Raw genomic sequence first — 14,347 nt, 5'->3', positions numbered from 1 at the left:
GCGGCCTTCCTAGTGGTTGGTAGCCTTCTCGGCGCCCACCCCGGTCAGGGAACGGACCTCCATTTCGGCCTGCTTTGTGGCGTCTTCCTTCCGCTTGTCCAGGACGGTGCCCAGCCAGCCCAGGAAGAACGCGAGCGGGATGGAAACGATGCCCGGGTTGCTCAGCGGGAAGATGGCGAAGTTGGCGCCGGGGATCATCGACGTCTTGGCCCCGGAAACCACCGGGGAGAGCGCAATCAGGATGATGGCCGCGGACAAGCCGCCGTACATGCTCCACAGGGCTCCCTGGGTGGTGAACCGGCGCCAGAACAGCGAGTAGAGGATGGTCGGAAGGTTGGCGGAGGCAGCCACGGCGAAGGCGAGCGCCACGAGGAACGCGACATTTTGTCCGTTGGCGAAGATGCCGCCGGCGATGGCCAGCAGCCCGATCACCACCACGGTGCGGCGGGCAACCTTGACCTCGGTGGCGGCGTCGGCCTTCCCCTTGGCGATGACGCTGGCGTAGATGTCGTGTGCGAAGGATGCCGCCGCGGTGATCGTCAGGCCGGCGACGACGGCCAGGATGGTCGCGAAGGCCACCGCCGAGATGAAGCCCAGGAGCAGCGGACCGCCGAGGTGGAAGGCGAGCAGCGGCGCGGCCGAGTTGACGCCGCCCGGGGCGGCCTTGATGGTGTCGGCACCCACCAGCGCAGCTGCGCCGTAGCCCAGGACCAGGGTGAACAGGTAGAAGATGCCGATGAGCCAGATGGACCACACCACGGACTTTCGGGCTTCCTTTGCGGTCGGAACCGTGTAGAAGCGCATCAGCACGTGCGGCAGGGCTGCGGTGCCGAGTACCAGGGCCAGGCCGAGGGACAGGAAGTCGACCTTGGAGGTCTCGGTCTTGCCGTACTGCAGTCCCGGGTTGAGCAGGTTCGGGTTGCCCGAGGTTTCCACCGCGCCGCCCAGCAGGTCCGAGATGTTGAAGCCGTAGATCGCGAGGACCCAGAAGGTCATGACAGCGGCTCCGGCGATCAGGAGCATGGCCTTGATGATCTGCACCCAGGTGGTGCCCTTCATGCCGCCGATCAGGACGTACATGATCATCAGGGCGCCGACGACGATGATCACCAGGGCTTGTCCGCCCCAGTCGCTGATGCCCAGGAGCAGCGAGATGAGGCTGCCGGCACCGGCCATCTGGGCCAGCAGGTAGAAGAAGCAGACGGCCAGCGTGGAGATGGCCGCCGCGATGCGCACGGGGCGCTGCTTGAGCCGGAAGGAGAGGACATCGGCCATGGTGAACTTGCCGGTGTTGCGGAGCAGTTCGGCGACAAGCAGCAAGGCGACGAGCCAGGCGACGAGGAAGCCGATGGAGTACATGAAGCCGTCGTAGCCGTTGATGGCGATGGCTCCGGTGATGCCGAGGAAGGACGCTGCGGAGAGGTAGTCGCCGGCGATGGCGGTGCCGTTCTGCGGGCCTGTGAAGGAACGTCCGGCGGCGTAGTAGTCGGCTGCCGTCTTGTTGTTGCGGCTGGCCCTGATCACGATGACCATGGTGATCGCGACGAAGAGGGCGAAGATGCCCATGTTCAGCAGGGTGGTGTCCTTGAGATCCGCAACGTTTACTGCGGGAACCATGAGTGTCATTTTGCTGTCCCCCCAACCGGGTTGCCGTGCTTGTCGAATTCGTGCCCCTCGATTTCCTGGCGGATCTCGGAGGCAATGGGGTCCAGCTTGCGGTTCGAATAGCTGACGTACCAGCCGGTGATCGCGAACGTGGAGACGAACTGCAGCAGGCCAAGGATCAGGCCGACGTTGATGTTGCCCCAAACCTTGATCGACATGAATCCCACCGCGTAGTCGGCCAGCAGGACATAGGCGAAGTACCAGAGCAGAAAGGCAATGGACAGCGGGAAGACAAAGCTGCGGTGACGTGTGCGCAGTTCCTGGAACTGCTCCGTCGACTGGACTTCCTTGAAGTCCACGGCCGCCGCAGCGTCCGTTTCTTGGGCGTCGTGACCCATCGGTTCCTCCTCATTGAGACTGGTGAGTCCACACCGGCTGCCGTGGTCTGCGCGGGACGCGCCCTGCAACCCATCCTGCTGATGTGACTGCAATCACTGTGCACTGTGGCGCGGGTTACCTGCCACAGCCGGGGCGGCCTGCGTCGCTCAGCGGTCCCGACGCTGCGCCAAACGGCGCCCCCGGCCGCCGAAAGGAACCCCGGCGGTAGGCTGGCACCATGCCGGATTCTCCCCTGCTCACCGCCGCCGCCGTCGCGGTGATTGCCCTGGCGATCGCTGCCGTCGTCGCCGTGGGACTCAAGGTCCTCCGGTCCTTCCGCGATCTCGGCACCGATGCGGAGCGGGCCACCTACCAGACGCTGCATGCCGCATCCCGTGCCGGCCAGCACCTGAGGACCGGCCTAAACCCGGCCGGCGCGGCCAAGGCCAGCAAACAGCTGCGCAGCCTCCTGGGCTGTGACGCCCTGGCCATCACGGATACAACCGGCGTGCTCGCGTGGGACGGCGCCGGCGAGGAACTCAAACCTGCCCTGATGGGGCTCGCGTCTAAAGTGTTCGAAGGCGGCCACCTCGCCGTCATTCCGGCGGGCGAACTCCAGCTCCTGGCCGCCGGCGACGGCGGCGTGACGCTGGCGCCGGAGGTGGAGCGCGCCGTCGTGATCGCCCCGATCAAAACCGGCGCGCGTGTGGTGGGTGTGGTGGCCGCCTTCGCGCCGGCCGCCGGCGCCGGACTGGTCCGCGCCACCGGCGAGGTGGCTGACTGGGTGGCCACCCAGGTGGAACTCGCCGAGCTCGACGCCTCCCGCACCCTCCTGATGGAGGCGGAAGTCCGGGCCCTCCGCGCCCAGATCAGCCCGCACTTCATTTACAACTCGCTGAACGCGATCGCCTCCTTCATCAACACGGATCCGGTCCGGGCGCGCGAGCTCGTGGTGGAGTTCGCCGATTTCACCCGCTACTCCTTCCGCCGCCACGGCGACTTCACCACCCTGGCCGAGGAACTGCGCTGCATCGACCGCTACCTGCTCCTGGAACGGGCCCGCTTTGGCGACCGCGTGCAGGTCAGCCTGCGGATCGCTCCGGAGGTCCTGAGCACGGTGATTCCCTTCCTGAGCCTGCAGCCGCTGGTGGAAAACGCGGTCCGGCACGGCCTTGAGGCCAAGGAGGGCCCGGGGCACATCTCCATCACGGCGAACGACTCGGGGGCGTTCGCGGAGGTGACGATCGAGGACGACGGCGTGGGCATGGACCCGGACCAGCTCCGCTCCGTCCTTGCCGGGCACAGCGACGGCGACCACGTCGGATTGCGCAACGTCGACGCCCGCCTGCGGCAGGTCTACGGGGACGAGAACGGCCTCGTGATCGAGACGGCACCGGGCGAGGGCACCCTGATCACGATGCGCGTCCCCAAGTCCCAGCCCCGGCACGACGCCTGATTTCCGGTCGGTTCCCGGCGGTGTCGTGCCCGGCGGCAGTTGGCTGACGGGCTGAGCCGGCCACAATGGCCGCGGCAGTAGGCTAGTGGCATGATTAACGTCCTCGTCGCCGACGACGAGCTCCCCGCCGTTGAGGAACTGGCTTTCCTGCTCGGCAGGGATGACCGGATCGGCACCATCCACCGCGCTTCCTCGGGCGCCGAGGCCCTGCGGGCACTGGAGGCCGAAGAAGTCGATGTCATCTTCCTCGACATCCACATGCCGGCGCTGTCCGGGCTGGACATTGCCCGGGTCATCTCCCGCAGCGCCCACCCGCCCGCCGTGGTCTTCGTCACCGCGGACGAGGACTGCGCGCTGGAGGCCTTCGAGCTCGCGGCTGTGGACTACCTCCTCAAGCCCGTGCGCGCCGATCGGCTGGCGAAGTCGATCGGCCGGATCAGCGAGCTGCTCAAGGACGGCGCGCCGGCCCCGGAAATGATCACCGTGGACCTCGGCGGGACCACCAAGATGATCCGGCGCGAGGACGTGACGTACGTCCAGGCGCAGGGCGATTATGCACGGCTGCACACGGCGGAGGCCAGCTACCTCATCAGGGTTCCGCTGGCCGACCTAGAGCAGCAGTGGGCCGACGCCGGGTTCCTGCGCATCCACCGCTCGTACCTGACCGCCTTGGGCCACATCAGCCACATGAAGCTCGCCGCGGCGAGGCCCAGTGTCACCGTGGCCGGGGCCGAACTGCCCATCAGCCGCAGGCACCTCCCGGCGGTCCGGGAAAAGCTCGAAGCAAGCCGTATCCGGCCGCAGGCATGACGCGGGTCCGGGTCACGGCGCCGCGCAGCGTCACTTCGGGAAGTGTCACACCGGGAAGTGCCGCATCGGGCAGCGCCGCCCTGACCGGCGGGCGCTCTGCGGCGGCCTCACAGGAGGCGGCAGAGGAATCCGACGCCGGGCAGCTGTTCGTCCGCTCCCTCATCCGGTCCCAGCTCCGGCTGGGCCTCGTGGTGGCCCTGGGATTCCTGCTGATCATGCTCGCCTTCCCGCTTGTGCTGGGGCTGGTCCCGGGCCTTGCGCACTCCACCATTGCAGGCCTGCCATTCGACTGGGTCCTGCTGGGTGCCGGCATCTATCCGGTGATCGGTCTCAGTGCCTGGCTGTATGTGCGGACCGCGGCAAGGAACGAGGCCCGCTACCGGGACCTCGCTGGCGACAAGTGAGGGACTGGTGAGGGCCCAGGTGAACGGCCCGGTAGGCGGCCACGCACGGGGCCGGGTGGGCGGAACGTGAACCCCGTCGTCGGGGTGGCGGCGTTCGCCGCCGTCTCGCTTGCCACGGCAGTCATCGGTTTCTACGGGCTGCGGATCTCGCGCACCACGGGAGACTTCTACGTGGCGTCCCGGACGGTCAAGCCGTGGTGGAACGCCTCGGCGATCGGCGGGGAGTACCTCTCGGCCGCCAGCTTCCTGGGGGTCGCAGGGCTGATCCTACTCTCCGGCACCGACGCCCTGTGGTATCCGGTGGGGTACACGGCCGGCTACCTGATGCTGCTCCTGTTCGTCGCCGCTCCCCTGCGCCGGTCCGGGGCCTACACGATTCCGGACTTCACCGAGGCGCGCCTCGATTCGCGTGCCGTCCGCCGCGTCACAAGCCTGGTGGTGGTCCTGGTCGGCTGGCTCTACATCGTCCCGCAGCTGCACGGCGCTGCCCTGGCCATCCGGATCACCACCGGGCTGCCGGCGTGGGTGGGCCCGGTGGCGGTGGTCGGCGTCGTCTGCTTCACCGTGGTGGCGGGCGGAATGCGCTCCATCACGTTTGTCCAGGCGTTTCAGTACTGGCTGAAGCTCACCGCGGTGGCGGTGCCCATCGTGTTCATGCTGCTGGCGCTGGGCGGCGGGGACTCCGCCGCGGCGGAGTTGCCGCCGCCCAGTACGGCCAACCCCACGGCGCTGGCGCCCGCGGGCCCCTACCAGATCATTTCGCTGCTGGTGGCCCTGCTCTTTGGCACGCTCGGGCTGCCGCACGTGCTGGTCCGTTTCTACACCAACCCGGACGGGCAGTCCGCCCGCCGGACCACCCTGATTGTCCTGGGCCTGCTGTCCGTCTTCTACTTGTTTCCGACGGCGTACGGCATGCTCGGCCGAGCGTTCGCCCCCGACCTTGCCCGGAGCGGCCAGGCTGATGCCCTGGTTCTGCTGCTGCCCGGCCGGATGATTGGCGGGGTGGCCGGCGACTTGCTGACGGCGCTTGTGGTGGCCGGAGCGTTCGGGGCGTTCCTGTCGACGACGTCCGGCCTGGTGGTCTCGCTGGCCGGCGTGATCAGCCAGGACGTGTTCGGCGGCAGTGTCCGGGGCTTCCGGCTGGCAGCAGTGGTCTCGGCCATGGTCCCGCTGGGGATCGCCTCGATGACCGAATCGCAGGCACTGGCCGGCAGCGTGGGGCTTGTGTTTGCCTTTACCGCGTCCACGATCTGCCCGGTCCTGCTGCTGGGCATCTGGTGGCGGGGGCTGACGGACGCCGGGGCTATCGCGGGCATGGTGACCGGCGGCGTGCTCTGCGGCAGTGCGATGGTGGCCGGCTCGGTGCTGGGTGCTGCGCAGACGCCGTCGTGGCTGGCGCAGCCCGCCGCCTGGACGGTGCCGGCCGCGTTCGCCGTCACGATCCTGGTGTCCCGGGCCACGCGGGGCCGGGTGCCGCGGACAATGACACGGCTGATGACCCGGCTGCACACCCCTGAACGGCCGCTCGCGACGGAACGGTGACCCTGCCGTGCTGACCCGGGCGGGGCTCCGGCAACGCTGACCCTGCGGTCGCGATCCGGGCGGGGCTCCGGCAACGCTGACCCTGCGGTCGCGATCCGGCGTCGGTGACCCGGCCGGGTGGTTGGCCGGTGGGGCTCCAGGCGTGGGTCCGCGCGGGGCGTGACTAGTCGATGGCCGCCATGAGCTCGACGGCGCGCTCCAGGAATGCGTCGACCTGGCTTTCCTCGTAGCCCTCCCGGCCCACTGCGGGACGGAACACTGCGCGCCGGACGTTGTCCACGCTCAGCGGCTGGTCCTCCTCGAGGTAGCCGATCAGCTCGTGGCAGAGGTCGTCGACGTCGGTGGTGTTGTAGCTGCGGGCCTTGGGCTTGGACGGGCGCCGGAAGCGCTGGCCGTCCGGGCGGTGCAGGCGCCCGCGCAGGACGCCCGCGAGCCGGCCGATTTCGCGCAGCCAGGCATCCTCGCCGCGTTCGGCAACGAGCTCATCGCGCTCGCGCCGGGCGAGGGCGTCTTCGAGCCGGTCCAGCGCGGCGTCCACGCCGGCGGCGGCGTAGCCGCCCTTCACGGGATCGAAGGACACGGAGCGGACGTCCGAGCTCTTGATGGCGCGGGAGGCCGAGGACGGAGCTTCGAATGACACCCGTGCGCGCTGCAGGAAATCGTCGACCTGCCTGGCGTTGTAGCCATACTGGTTCCGCTGCACGCGGTCAAAAGACGCAGGAATCTGCCGTTGAATGTCCACTGTTACTTTGTTCCTTTGATGCCGTTCGGCTGGTTTGCTCGGCACCATTCTAGGCGCCGGAAGTGCTGGTCCGGTGCTTCTAGGCGGCTGTGAGGGCCGAGAACAGGATGAACGCCACCGGCGAGGCGAAGACAATCGAGTCCAGCCGGTCCATGACGCCTCCGTGTCCGGGGAGGATGCTGCTCATGTCCTTGATGCCGAGCTCGCGCTTGACCATGGATTCGGCGAGGTCGCCGGCGGTGGCGGCTGCCACCATGCCCACGGCGAGCACGACGCCGAACCACCACGGTTCGCCCAGCACGAAGATCATGGCCAGCACGCCCACGACGACGGCCCCGGCGATCGAGCCGGCGAAGCCTTCCCAGGTCTTCTTGGGGCTGATCTTGGGGGCCATCGGATGCTTGCCCAGGGAGGCGCCCACGAGGTAGCCGAAGGTGTCGTTGGCTACCACCAGGAGCAGCAGGGTCGCGATTTCCCACGCACCCGCCGGAATCACCCCGTCAGGCCACAGGCCTACCGGCGTCTCGCCGTCGGCGGTGTGCAGCAGCAGCGCCGCAAAGCTGATCAGGAACGGCACCCAGGACAGGGTGAAGACCCCTGCGAAAATGCTCCGCGCCGAACCGGCGGCGCCCTCCAGGGTCCGCCACAACAGCACCGCCACGCTGCTGACGAGCATGGCGAAGAGCAGGCTTTCGAGGCCGCCGAAGTAGGCGGCGATCGGCATGGCGACCGTGCCGACCATCACCGGCACGATCGGCAGGCGGGTGCCTGCGGCCTCCAGCGCACGGAAGATCTCCCAGACGCCGAAGATCGCAAAGGTGGCGGTCACCAGGACGAAGCCCAGCGGGAGGAACAGCAGGCCGCCGAGGACGCATACCAGCATGCCAACGCCCACCACGGTGGCGGCGGGCAGGTTCCGGCCCGCTTTGGGCGTTGGGTTCTCGCGCTGCTTCCCCCGCCTCCGGGCGCGCGGCCCGGAGGCCTCCTGTGCCTGATTCATCAGACCTCGAGCAGCTCAGCTTCCTTGCGCTTGAGCAGCTCGTCGATCCCGTCCACGTGTGCCTTGGTCATGGCGTCGAGTTCCTTCTCACCGCGCGCGCCTTCGTCTTCGCCGGCGTCGCCGTCCTTGACGAGCTTGTCCAGCGTTTCCTTGGCTTTGCGGCGGATGTTGCGGATGGACACCTTCGCGTCCTCACCCTTGGACTTGACGATCTTGACGTATTCCTTGCGCCGTTCGGACGTCAGCTCGGGAATGGTGATCCGGATGACGTTGCCGTCGTTGGACGGGTTGGCGCCGACCTCCGAGTCGCTGAGGGCACGTTCGATGTCGCGCAGGGCCGTCTTGTCGTACGGGGTGACGAGGATGGTGCGGGCATCCGGGACCGCGAAGGAGGCCAGCTGCTGCAGCGGCGTCGGCGTGCCGTAGTACTCGACGATGACCTTGTTGTACAGGCCAGGAGTCGCGCGGCCGGTCCGGATCGAGGCGAAGTCTTCCTTGGCTACCTCAACTGCCTTGTCCATCTTGTCCCCGGCTTCGAGCAAGGTTTCTTCGATCACGGTCTCTCCTCAGAAATTGGTGCGTCCCGGGGGCCGGGGCGCGGCACGTCTTCTTTGTGCGCCTGCCGTATTCCGCCGGGCGCTTTTGTCTTCCGCCTGGCGGCGGAAAGGTCCTGAAAACATCCTAGCCGTTGCTAGGGGGTGACGACGGTGCCCAGGTCTTCGCCCCGGATGGCGCGGGTGACGTTACCCTCGCCTTCCATGCCGAAGACCACCATTGTGAGGTTGTTGTCCTTGCACATGGTCATCGCGGTCTGGTCCATCACGCGGATGTCGCGGCGGAGGGCGTCGTCGTAGCTGAGGCGGTGCAGTTTCTCCGCCGTCGGGTCCTTCTTCGGGTCGGCGGTGTAGACGCCGTCGACGCCGCTCTTGGCCATCAGGACGACGTCGGCGTGGACCTCCATGGCACGCTGGGCGGCCACGGTGTCAGTGGAGAAGTACGGCAGGCCGGCGCCGGCGCCGAAGATGACAACCCGGCCCTTTTCCATGTGGCGGATGGCGCGGCGGGGGATGTAGGCCTCGGCAACCTGGCCCATGGTGATGGCGCTCTGCACGCGCGTTTCCACCCCGGCTTGCTCAAGGAAGTCCTGGAGCGCGAGGCAGTTCATGACGGTTCCGAGCATGCCCATATAGTCGGCGCGGGAGCGGTCCATGCCGCTCTGGGACAGTTCGGCGCCGCGGAAGAAGTTGCCTCCGCCGACGACGATTGCCACCTCCACATCGGGAACTGCGGCGGCGATCTGCTTGGCCACGCCGCGGACGGTATCCGGGTCGACGCCCAGTTTCCCACCGCCGAAGACCTCGCCGGAGAGCTTCAAGAGGACGCGGCGCCTGTTCTTCTTTGGCTGGGCTGAAGTGGTGACGGTTTCCATGGTGCCTTCCCGTTGGTGAACTCTGAGTTAGGTTATCGTGCTGGGCGCCCAAGGAGGCATTCCGGCCGTGACCGGAAACGGTGCCTCACGGGTGCATGCAAAAGGGGTGGCCACCGTGGTGACCACCCCCTTAGCGTGTCTGGCTAGTGCCTGACTGGTGTCTGGCCAGTCTGACTAGGAACCGACGCGGAAGCGCGTGAAGGCAGTTGCCTTGACGCCGGCTTCTTCGAGGACCTGTGCGACAGACTTCTTGGCATCCTTGGCGAATGCCTGGTCAACGAGGACCTCGCCCTTGTAGAAACCGGTAACCCGGCCTTCGACAATCTTGGTCATCGCAGCTTCGGGCTTGCCCTCGGCCTTGGCCGTTTCCTCGGCGATGCGGCGCTCGGACTCGACGAGATCGGCCGGAACGTCCTCACGGGTGAGGTAGTTCGGAGCCATGGCGGCGACGTGAACGGCGACGTCGTGGGCTGCGGTGGCAGCCGCTTCGCCTTCGCCGTCAACAGCGAACAGCACGCCGACCTGGGCCGGGAGGTCCTTGGAGGTCTTGTGCAGGTAAGCGTCGACCGTGGCGCCCTCGATGCGGGAGATGCGGCGGACAACAACCTTCTCGCCCAGAACGGCGCCCTCTTCGATGACGACCTCGGACAGCGGCTTGCCGTCGACCTCGGTGGCAAGCAGGGTCTCGAGGTCGGCAGCGCCGGACTCGACGGCCACAGCCAGGACCTTGTCGGCCAGCTGGATGAACTTGTCAGCCTTCGCGACGAAGTCGGTCTCGCAGTTGACTTCGATCATCACGCCGACGCCGTTGGCGACCTTGGCGGCAACCAGGCCTTCGGCGGTGGAGCGGCCTTCGCGCTTGGTGGCGCCCTTCAGGCCCTTGATGCGGATGATTTCGATGGCCTTCTCGGCGTCACCGTTGGCTTCGTCAAGAGCCTTCTTGACATCCATCATGCCGGCGCCAGTGCGCTCGCGCAGAGCCTTGATATCAGCGGCAGTGTAGTTCGCCATGTGAACCCCTCTGTCTAGAAATTTATGTGGTGTACGGACCGACAGGACGGCTGCTCACCGAGTGAGCGGCCATCCTGTCGGTACCCCCTATGCAGCTGAGCGCATGTGGGGAGATCCAGATTTACTTGTCTGACTACTTGGCTTCGTCGGCGGCCGGTGCTTCTTCAGCAGCCGGCGCTTCTTCAGCAGCTTCGGCGGCCGGAGCAGCTTCGGCGGCCGGTGCTTCGTCAGCAGCCGGTGCAGCCTCAGCGGCGGGCGCTGCAGCAGCTTCAGCCTTGTTGCCTTCGAGGAGCTCGCGCTCCCACTCGGCCAGCGGCTCTTCCGGAGCTTCCGTGGTGCCGGTGGCGCGCTGGTTACGGGCGATGAGGCCCTCAGCAACGGCGTCGGCGACAACGCGGGTCAGCAGGTTGACGGAGCGGATGGCGTCGTCGTTACCCGGGATCGGGAAGTCGACTTCGTCGGGATCGCAGTTGGTGTCCAGGATGGCCACAACCGGGATGTTCAGCTTCTTGGCCTCGTCGACAGCAAGGTGTTCCTTCTTGGTGTCAACGATCCACAGCGCGGACGGCGCCTTGGTCAGGTTGCGGATACCACCGAGGTTGGTTTCCAGCTTGGTGAGTTCGCGGCGAAGGAGCAGCAGTTCCTTCTTGGTGTAAGCCGAACCGGCGACGTCGTCGAAGTCGATCTCTTCGAGTTCCTTCATGCGTTGGATGCGCTTGGAGACCGTCTGGAAGTTGGTCAGCATACCGCCGAGCCAACGCTGGTTGACGTACGGCTGGCCAACGCGGGTGGCCTGCTCGGCGATGGATTCCTGCGCCTGCTTCTTGGTGCCGACGAAGAGAACGGTGCCGCCGTGTGCAACGGTGGCCTTCACGAACTCGTAGGCACGGTCGATGTAGGACAGCGACTGCTGCAGGTCAATGATGTAGATACCGTTGCGCTCCGTGAAGATGAAGCGCTTCATCTTCGGGTTCCAACGGCGGGTCTGGTGTCCAAAGTGGACGCCGCTGTCAAGCAGCTGGCGCATAGTTACGACGGGCATGCCGACGCTCCTTCCGGCAGGTCATTCATGAGAGAGCCCATGGCCCTCTTACCCTGCCAATAGTTGACGGTTGTTTAGCATTCGCCCGGGGCGGGCGTTGCTCCTGGCATCCACCGCGCTTCCCATCCGCGCCATATGGACATGCCATGTGGAACGGACCGCAGGAGGCGCAGTCCTCCGCATCGGAAGTTTCAGGCTTCTTTTGAGGAGGGCTGGATACGCGTAGTCAGCTGCTGCTCCCCCGCACCCCTGAATGAGGCGTGCCGGCTTCGGCAATCACGAAGTATCGCGACTTACAAGCGTGAGGGCACAGCAAACTGCTCCACCAAGTGTACTACAGCGGCCCCGCCCAGACGGACGGTTTTGCCGCGGCAACGGCACGGGGTTCCGGGGCTTTGGCGGGGGCCGGCGGGCACCTTATCCACATAGCCATGGCGGGAGATTCCGCCCGGGGTGCCACCTTGGCAGGCTAGGGCCATGAAGCTCCCACTTGGCCTGCGGGCCTTGCTCCTGGCGGCACAGCTCCTGGCAGCACAGCTCCTGGCGGCATTGTTCCTGGCAACGTTCCTGGCGCCGCCCCCCCATCACCGCCGACGCCGATATCGCTGCCGCTGCCCATGCCTCCACCTCCGACGCCACAGACGCCGTCCGCTCCGGCCCCACAGACGACGCCGCCGCCCGCTCCGGCCCCACAGACGCCGGCTACTCCGCCATTGCCGCCCGGGCTGCGAATTCCTCCGGTCGGGCCTCCCCGAGGGCGGGGCCGGTCCCTCCGTCTGCCTGGAGCTGGCCGCTGAGCCCGCGGCCGGCGGTGCTCCGCGCCTTCGATCCCCCGGCCAAGCCGTGGCTCAGCGGTCACCGCGGCGTCGACCTTGAGGCGCCCTTCGATGGCGCCCCGCTCAAGTCGCCCGCCGCCGGGACGGTGAGCTTTGTCGGGACGGTGGTGGACCGGCCGGTCATCACGATCGATCACGGCAACGGGCTGCGCAGCAGTTTCGAGCCGGTGGCGAGTTCACTGAGGGCGGGGTCCGCCGTGGCGGAGGGCGATGTCCTGGGGCAGGTACAGACCGGCCACTGCGGCCCGGCCCCGCCCTGCCTTCACTGGGGCGTCCGCCGCGGCGAAGACTACGTCAATCCGCTGGCATTCGTGATGGACCTTCGGCCTTCCGTTCTGCTCCCGCCCCTGAATCCGGGTCCGTGATGCAGCATTTGGCGCCGTCTTTGATGCGCTGCTCGTCCGTTGACGCCCGCGGGCAGCCGCGGCGGGCGTTTGGCTTTGAAGCGCGGATCGTCCGTTGACGCCCGCGGGCAGCCGCGGCGGGCGTTTGGCGCCCGTCAGACGATCGCTGATATGCCCGTGATCGCCCGGCCGGTGACGAGGGTGTTGATTTCATGCGTGCCCTCGTAGGAGTAGATGGCTTCGGCGTCCGCGAAGACTTTGGCCATCTCGAAGTCCGTCACGATCCCGTTCCCGCCGAGGATGCTCCGGCCCAGGGCCACGCTTTCGCGCATCCGCGCGGTGGTGAACGCCTTGGCCAGGGCGGACTGCTCGTCCTTCGCCTCCCCCGCGTCCTCCAGCTGGGAAAGCCTCACCATCATGCCCATGGAGCTCACCGCATTGCCGAGGATCTGTACGAGCTGGTGCTGGATCAGCTGGAAAGAGGCAATCGGACGGCCGAACTGGCTGCGTTCCACGGCGTAGCGCCGGGCTACGTCGAAGGCCGCGAGCTGCTGGCCCACCGCTTGCCAGGCCACGGCCAGGCGGGTGACTTTCAGGACCTTGTTCGTGTCGCGGAAGCTGTTGGCGTTGGCGAGCTTGAAGAACTCCGGCACCACAACGTTGTCGAGCGTGATGTCAGCGTTCTGGACCGTGCGCAGCGAGATCTTGTTCTCAATTTTCACGGCACTGTATCCCTCGGCCTTGGTGTCCACGAGGAACCCTTTGACCTGGTTGTCGTCAACATCGCGGGCGTAGATGACCACCCAGTCGGAGAAAGTCGCGTTGCCGATCCAGCGCTTGGCTCCATTGAGGATCCAGTTATCGCCGTCGCGCCGCGCCGTGGTGCGCGTACCGCCGGCGACGTCGGAGCCGCCCAGGGGCTCGGTGAGGCCGAACGCGCCGATCTTCTTGAGCGAGTAGATCTCGGGAAGCCACGCATCCTGCTGCTCCTGGGAGGCAAGGGCTTCGATGGAGCCGGTGAAGAGCCCGTCGTGGACGCCCATGAACGTCGCGATTGACGTGTCGGCGCGGGTGGCTTCCGCGTGCAGGATGCCTGCGAAGAGATTCGAGTAGCCCTGCCTCCGAACGGGGCTGACCAGGTCGATTTCGGCGAGCTTCGGGATCAAGTCCATGGGGAACTCCCCGCGATTCCAGCAATCGACGGCGATCGGCCGGACTTCGCGGGTAAGGAATTCACGGACTTCGGCCAGCCTGTCCTGCTCCTTGGCGCTGAGCAACTGCTCGAACGCAAAGAAATCGCCATCGGCGTAGGGCAGGTTGTGGATGTCGATGGCAGCTTTGGACATGATGTTCCTTCACTCGATCAGCGGGGACCAAAGGGCGCGGGCTTCGCGCCGGCGATATGTTACTCATCAGTAACTTATCGCAGTGTCGGGACGCCTGCAAGTGCCGGCCCAATGAAAACCCGACAAACCCGACAAAAAGGGAGCCGCGGCCGACGTCGGACGTCAGCCACGGCTCCCGTGGTTGCGGACCCCGGATGAGGAGGCTGCCGCAGAAATGAATGTAGGGCTACTCGGACTTGAACCGAGGACCTTAGGATTATGAGTCCCGCGCTCTAACCAGCTGAGCTATAGCCCCCTGCGCCCGGAGCCAGACCTGGCCCGCGCGGGCCGGATTGGTTCCGGGCAAAAATACTCTAGCAATAGTAGACGCATCACACGTGCATGCCGTCACCGGCAGGCGGC

14 protein-coding genes and 1 tRNA gene are annotated in these 14,347 nt (G+C 66.8%); 5 read left to right on the top strand and 10 right to left on the bottom strand.

Annotation, left to right across the window (positions count from 1 at the left end; all coding sequences use genetic code 11):
• Positions 1 to 9: 9 nt before the first annotated feature.
• Together AC1D1W_RS04205 and AC1D1W_RS04200 are read right to left on the bottom strand one after the other, a co-directional pair.
• On the bottom strand, positions 10 to 1,626 hold the full coding sequence (locus tag AC1D1W_RS04205) for a solute symporter family protein (RefSeq protein WP_476943015.1): 1,617 nt from the start codon (positions 1,624 to 1,626) through the stop codon (positions 10 to 12).
• A complete protein-coding gene (locus AC1D1W_RS04200; RefSeq protein ID WP_026538258.1) occupies positions 1,623 to 2,003 on the bottom strand; it encodes a DUF485 domain-containing protein in 381 nt (126 codons plus the stop codon). Before AC1D1W_RS04200 ends, AC1D1W_RS04205 begins: the two co-directional genes overlap by 4 nt.
• Positions 2,004 to 2,221: 218 nt before the next feature.
• Here AC1D1W_RS04200 and AC1D1W_RS04195 point away from each other — a divergent pair, with 218 nt between their 5' ends.
• From AC1D1W_RS04195 to AC1D1W_RS04180, 4 genes are all read left to right on the top strand, one after another.
• Positions 2,222 to 3,439, top strand: a complete 1,218-nt coding sequence (locus AC1D1W_RS04195; RefSeq protein WP_243179624.1) for a sensor histidine kinase — start codon at positions 2,222 to 2,224, stop codon at positions 3,437 to 3,439.
• Positions 3,440 to 3,529: 90 nt separating this feature from the next.
• Positions 3,530 to 4,249 carry a LytR/AlgR family response regulator transcription factor gene (locus AC1D1W_RS04190; RefSeq protein WP_243179625.1) on the top strand — a complete coding sequence of 240 codons (720 nt, stop codon included), beginning with the start codon at positions 3,530 to 3,532 and terminating at the stop codon, positions 4,247 to 4,249.
• Positions 4,246 to 4,653 (top strand): DUF485 domain-containing protein, encoded by a 408-nt coding sequence (locus tag AC1D1W_RS04185; RefSeq protein ID WP_243179626.1) that lies wholly within the window; start codon positions 4,246 to 4,248, stop codon positions 4,651 to 4,653. The genes AC1D1W_RS04190 and AC1D1W_RS04185 overlap by 4 nt, the downstream gene beginning before the upstream one ends.
• 66 nt (positions 4,654 to 4,719) lie before the next feature.
• Positions 4,720 to 6,195, top strand: coding sequence for a sodium/solute symporter (locus AC1D1W_RS04180; protein WP_476943014.1), 1,476 nt, complete (start codon positions 4,720 to 4,722; stop codon positions 6,193 to 6,195).
• A gap of 163 nt (positions 6,196 to 6,358) precedes the next feature.
• Here the strand turns inward: AC1D1W_RS04180 and AC1D1W_RS04175 are convergent, their stop codons facing one another.
• The 6 genes from AC1D1W_RS04175 to rpsB form a co-directional block, all read right to left on the bottom strand.
• Positions 6,359 to 6,985, bottom strand: coding sequence for a DivIVA domain-containing protein (locus tag AC1D1W_RS04175; protein WP_043434151.1), 627 nt, complete (start codon positions 6,983 to 6,985; stop codon positions 6,359 to 6,361).
• 31 nt (positions 6,986 to 7,016) lie between these two features.
• On the bottom strand, positions 7,017 to 7,937 hold the full coding sequence (locus AC1D1W_RS04170) for a phosphatidate cytidylyltransferase (RefSeq protein WP_079551459.1): 921 nt from the start codon (positions 7,935 to 7,937) through the stop codon (positions 7,017 to 7,019).
• A complete protein-coding gene (gene frr, locus AC1D1W_RS04165) occupies positions 7,937 to 8,494 on the bottom strand; it encodes a ribosome recycling factor (protein WP_018774548.1) in 558 nt (185 codons plus the stop codon). The genes AC1D1W_RS04170 and frr overlap by 1 nt, the downstream gene beginning before the upstream one ends.
• 134 nt (positions 8,495 to 8,628) lie before the next feature.
• On the bottom strand, positions 8,629 to 9,366 hold the full coding sequence (gene pyrH / locus AC1D1W_RS04160) for a UMP kinase (RefSeq protein ID WP_018774549.1): 738 nt from the start codon (positions 9,364 to 9,366) through the stop codon (positions 8,629 to 8,631).
• A gap of 174 nt (positions 9,367 to 9,540) precedes the next feature.
• Positions 9,541 to 10,377 carry a translation elongation factor Ts gene (gene tsf, locus AC1D1W_RS04155; protein WP_028275233.1) on the bottom strand — a complete coding sequence of 279 codons (837 nt, stop codon included), beginning with the start codon at positions 10,375 to 10,377 and terminating at the stop codon, positions 9,541 to 9,543.
• A 133-nt stretch (positions 10,378 to 10,510) separates the two neighbouring features.
• A complete protein-coding gene (gene rpsB / locus AC1D1W_RS04150; RefSeq protein WP_476943013.1) occupies positions 10,511 to 11,419 on the bottom strand; it encodes a 30S ribosomal protein S2 in 909 nt (302 codons plus the stop codon).
• Between the two features lie 490 nt (positions 11,420 to 11,909).
• Here rpsB and AC1D1W_RS04145 point away from each other — a divergent pair, with 490 nt between their 5' ends.
• Positions 11,910 to 12,620, top strand: coding sequence for a M23 family metallopeptidase (locus AC1D1W_RS04145; RefSeq protein WP_476943012.1), 711 nt, complete (start codon positions 11,910 to 11,912; stop codon positions 12,618 to 12,620).
• Positions 12,621 to 12,754: 134 nt separating this feature from the next.
• Here AC1D1W_RS04145 and AC1D1W_RS04140 read toward each other — a convergent pair whose 3' ends face one another.
• A complete protein-coding gene (locus AC1D1W_RS04140) occupies positions 12,755 to 13,945 on the bottom strand; it encodes an acyl-CoA dehydrogenase family protein (protein WP_459384265.1) in 1,191 nt (396 codons plus the stop codon).
• Positions 13,946 to 14,166: 221 nt separating this feature from the next.
• A tRNA-Ile gene (locus tag AC1D1W_RS04135) sits at positions 14,167 to 14,240 on the bottom strand.
• Positions 14,241 to 14,347: the final 107 nt, after the last annotated feature.

The sequence above is a fragment of the Arthrobacter sp. P1_B4 genome, assembly GCF_056406555.1.
This window is presented reverse-complemented; position numbering and strand designations above follow the sequence as displayed.

Excerpts from the sequence above, each read along its gene's own strand:
- rpsB (WP_476943013.1), bottom strand. The coding sequence starts at position 11,419 with ATGCCCGTCGTAACTATGCGCCAGCTGCTTGACAGCGGCGTCCACTTT.
- AC1D1W_RS04140 (WP_459384265.1), bottom strand. The coding sequence starts at position 13,945 with ATGTCCAAAGCTGCCATCGACATCCACAACCTGCCCTACGCCGATGGC.
- AC1D1W_RS04170 (WP_079551459.1), bottom strand. The coding sequence starts at position 7,937 with ATGAATCAGGCACAGGAGGCCTCCGGGCCGCGCGCCCGGAGGCGGGGG.
- pyrH (WP_018774549.1), bottom strand. The coding sequence starts at position 9,366 with ATGGAAACCGTCACCACTTCAGCCCAGCCAAAGAAGAACAGGCGCCGC.
- AC1D1W_RS04195 (WP_243179624.1), top strand. The coding sequence starts at position 2,222 with ATGCCGGATTCTCCCCTGCTCACCGCCGCCGCCGTCGCGGTGATTGCC.
- AC1D1W_RS04200 (WP_026538258.1), bottom strand. The coding sequence starts at position 2,003 with ATGGGTCACGACGCCCAAGAAACGGACGCTGCGGCGGCCGTGGACTTC.
- AC1D1W_RS04190 (WP_243179625.1), top strand. The coding sequence starts at position 3,530 with ATGATTAACGTCCTCGTCGCCGACGACGAGCTCCCCGCCGTTGAGGAA.
- tsf (WP_028275233.1), bottom strand. The coding sequence starts at position 10,377 with ATGGCGAACTACACTGCCGCTGATATCAAGGCTCTGCGCGAGCGCACT.
- AC1D1W_RS04205 (WP_476943015.1), bottom strand. The coding sequence starts at position 1,626 with ATGACACTCATGGTTCCCGCAGTAAACGTTGCGGATCTCAAGGACACC.
- AC1D1W_RS04185 (WP_243179626.1), top strand. The coding sequence starts at position 4,246 with ATGACGCGGGTCCGGGTCACGGCGCCGCGCAGCGTCACTTCGGGAAGT.
- AC1D1W_RS04175 (WP_043434151.1), bottom strand. The coding sequence starts at position 6,985 with ATGGTGCCGAGCAAACCAGCCGAACGGCATCAAAGGAACAAAGTAACA.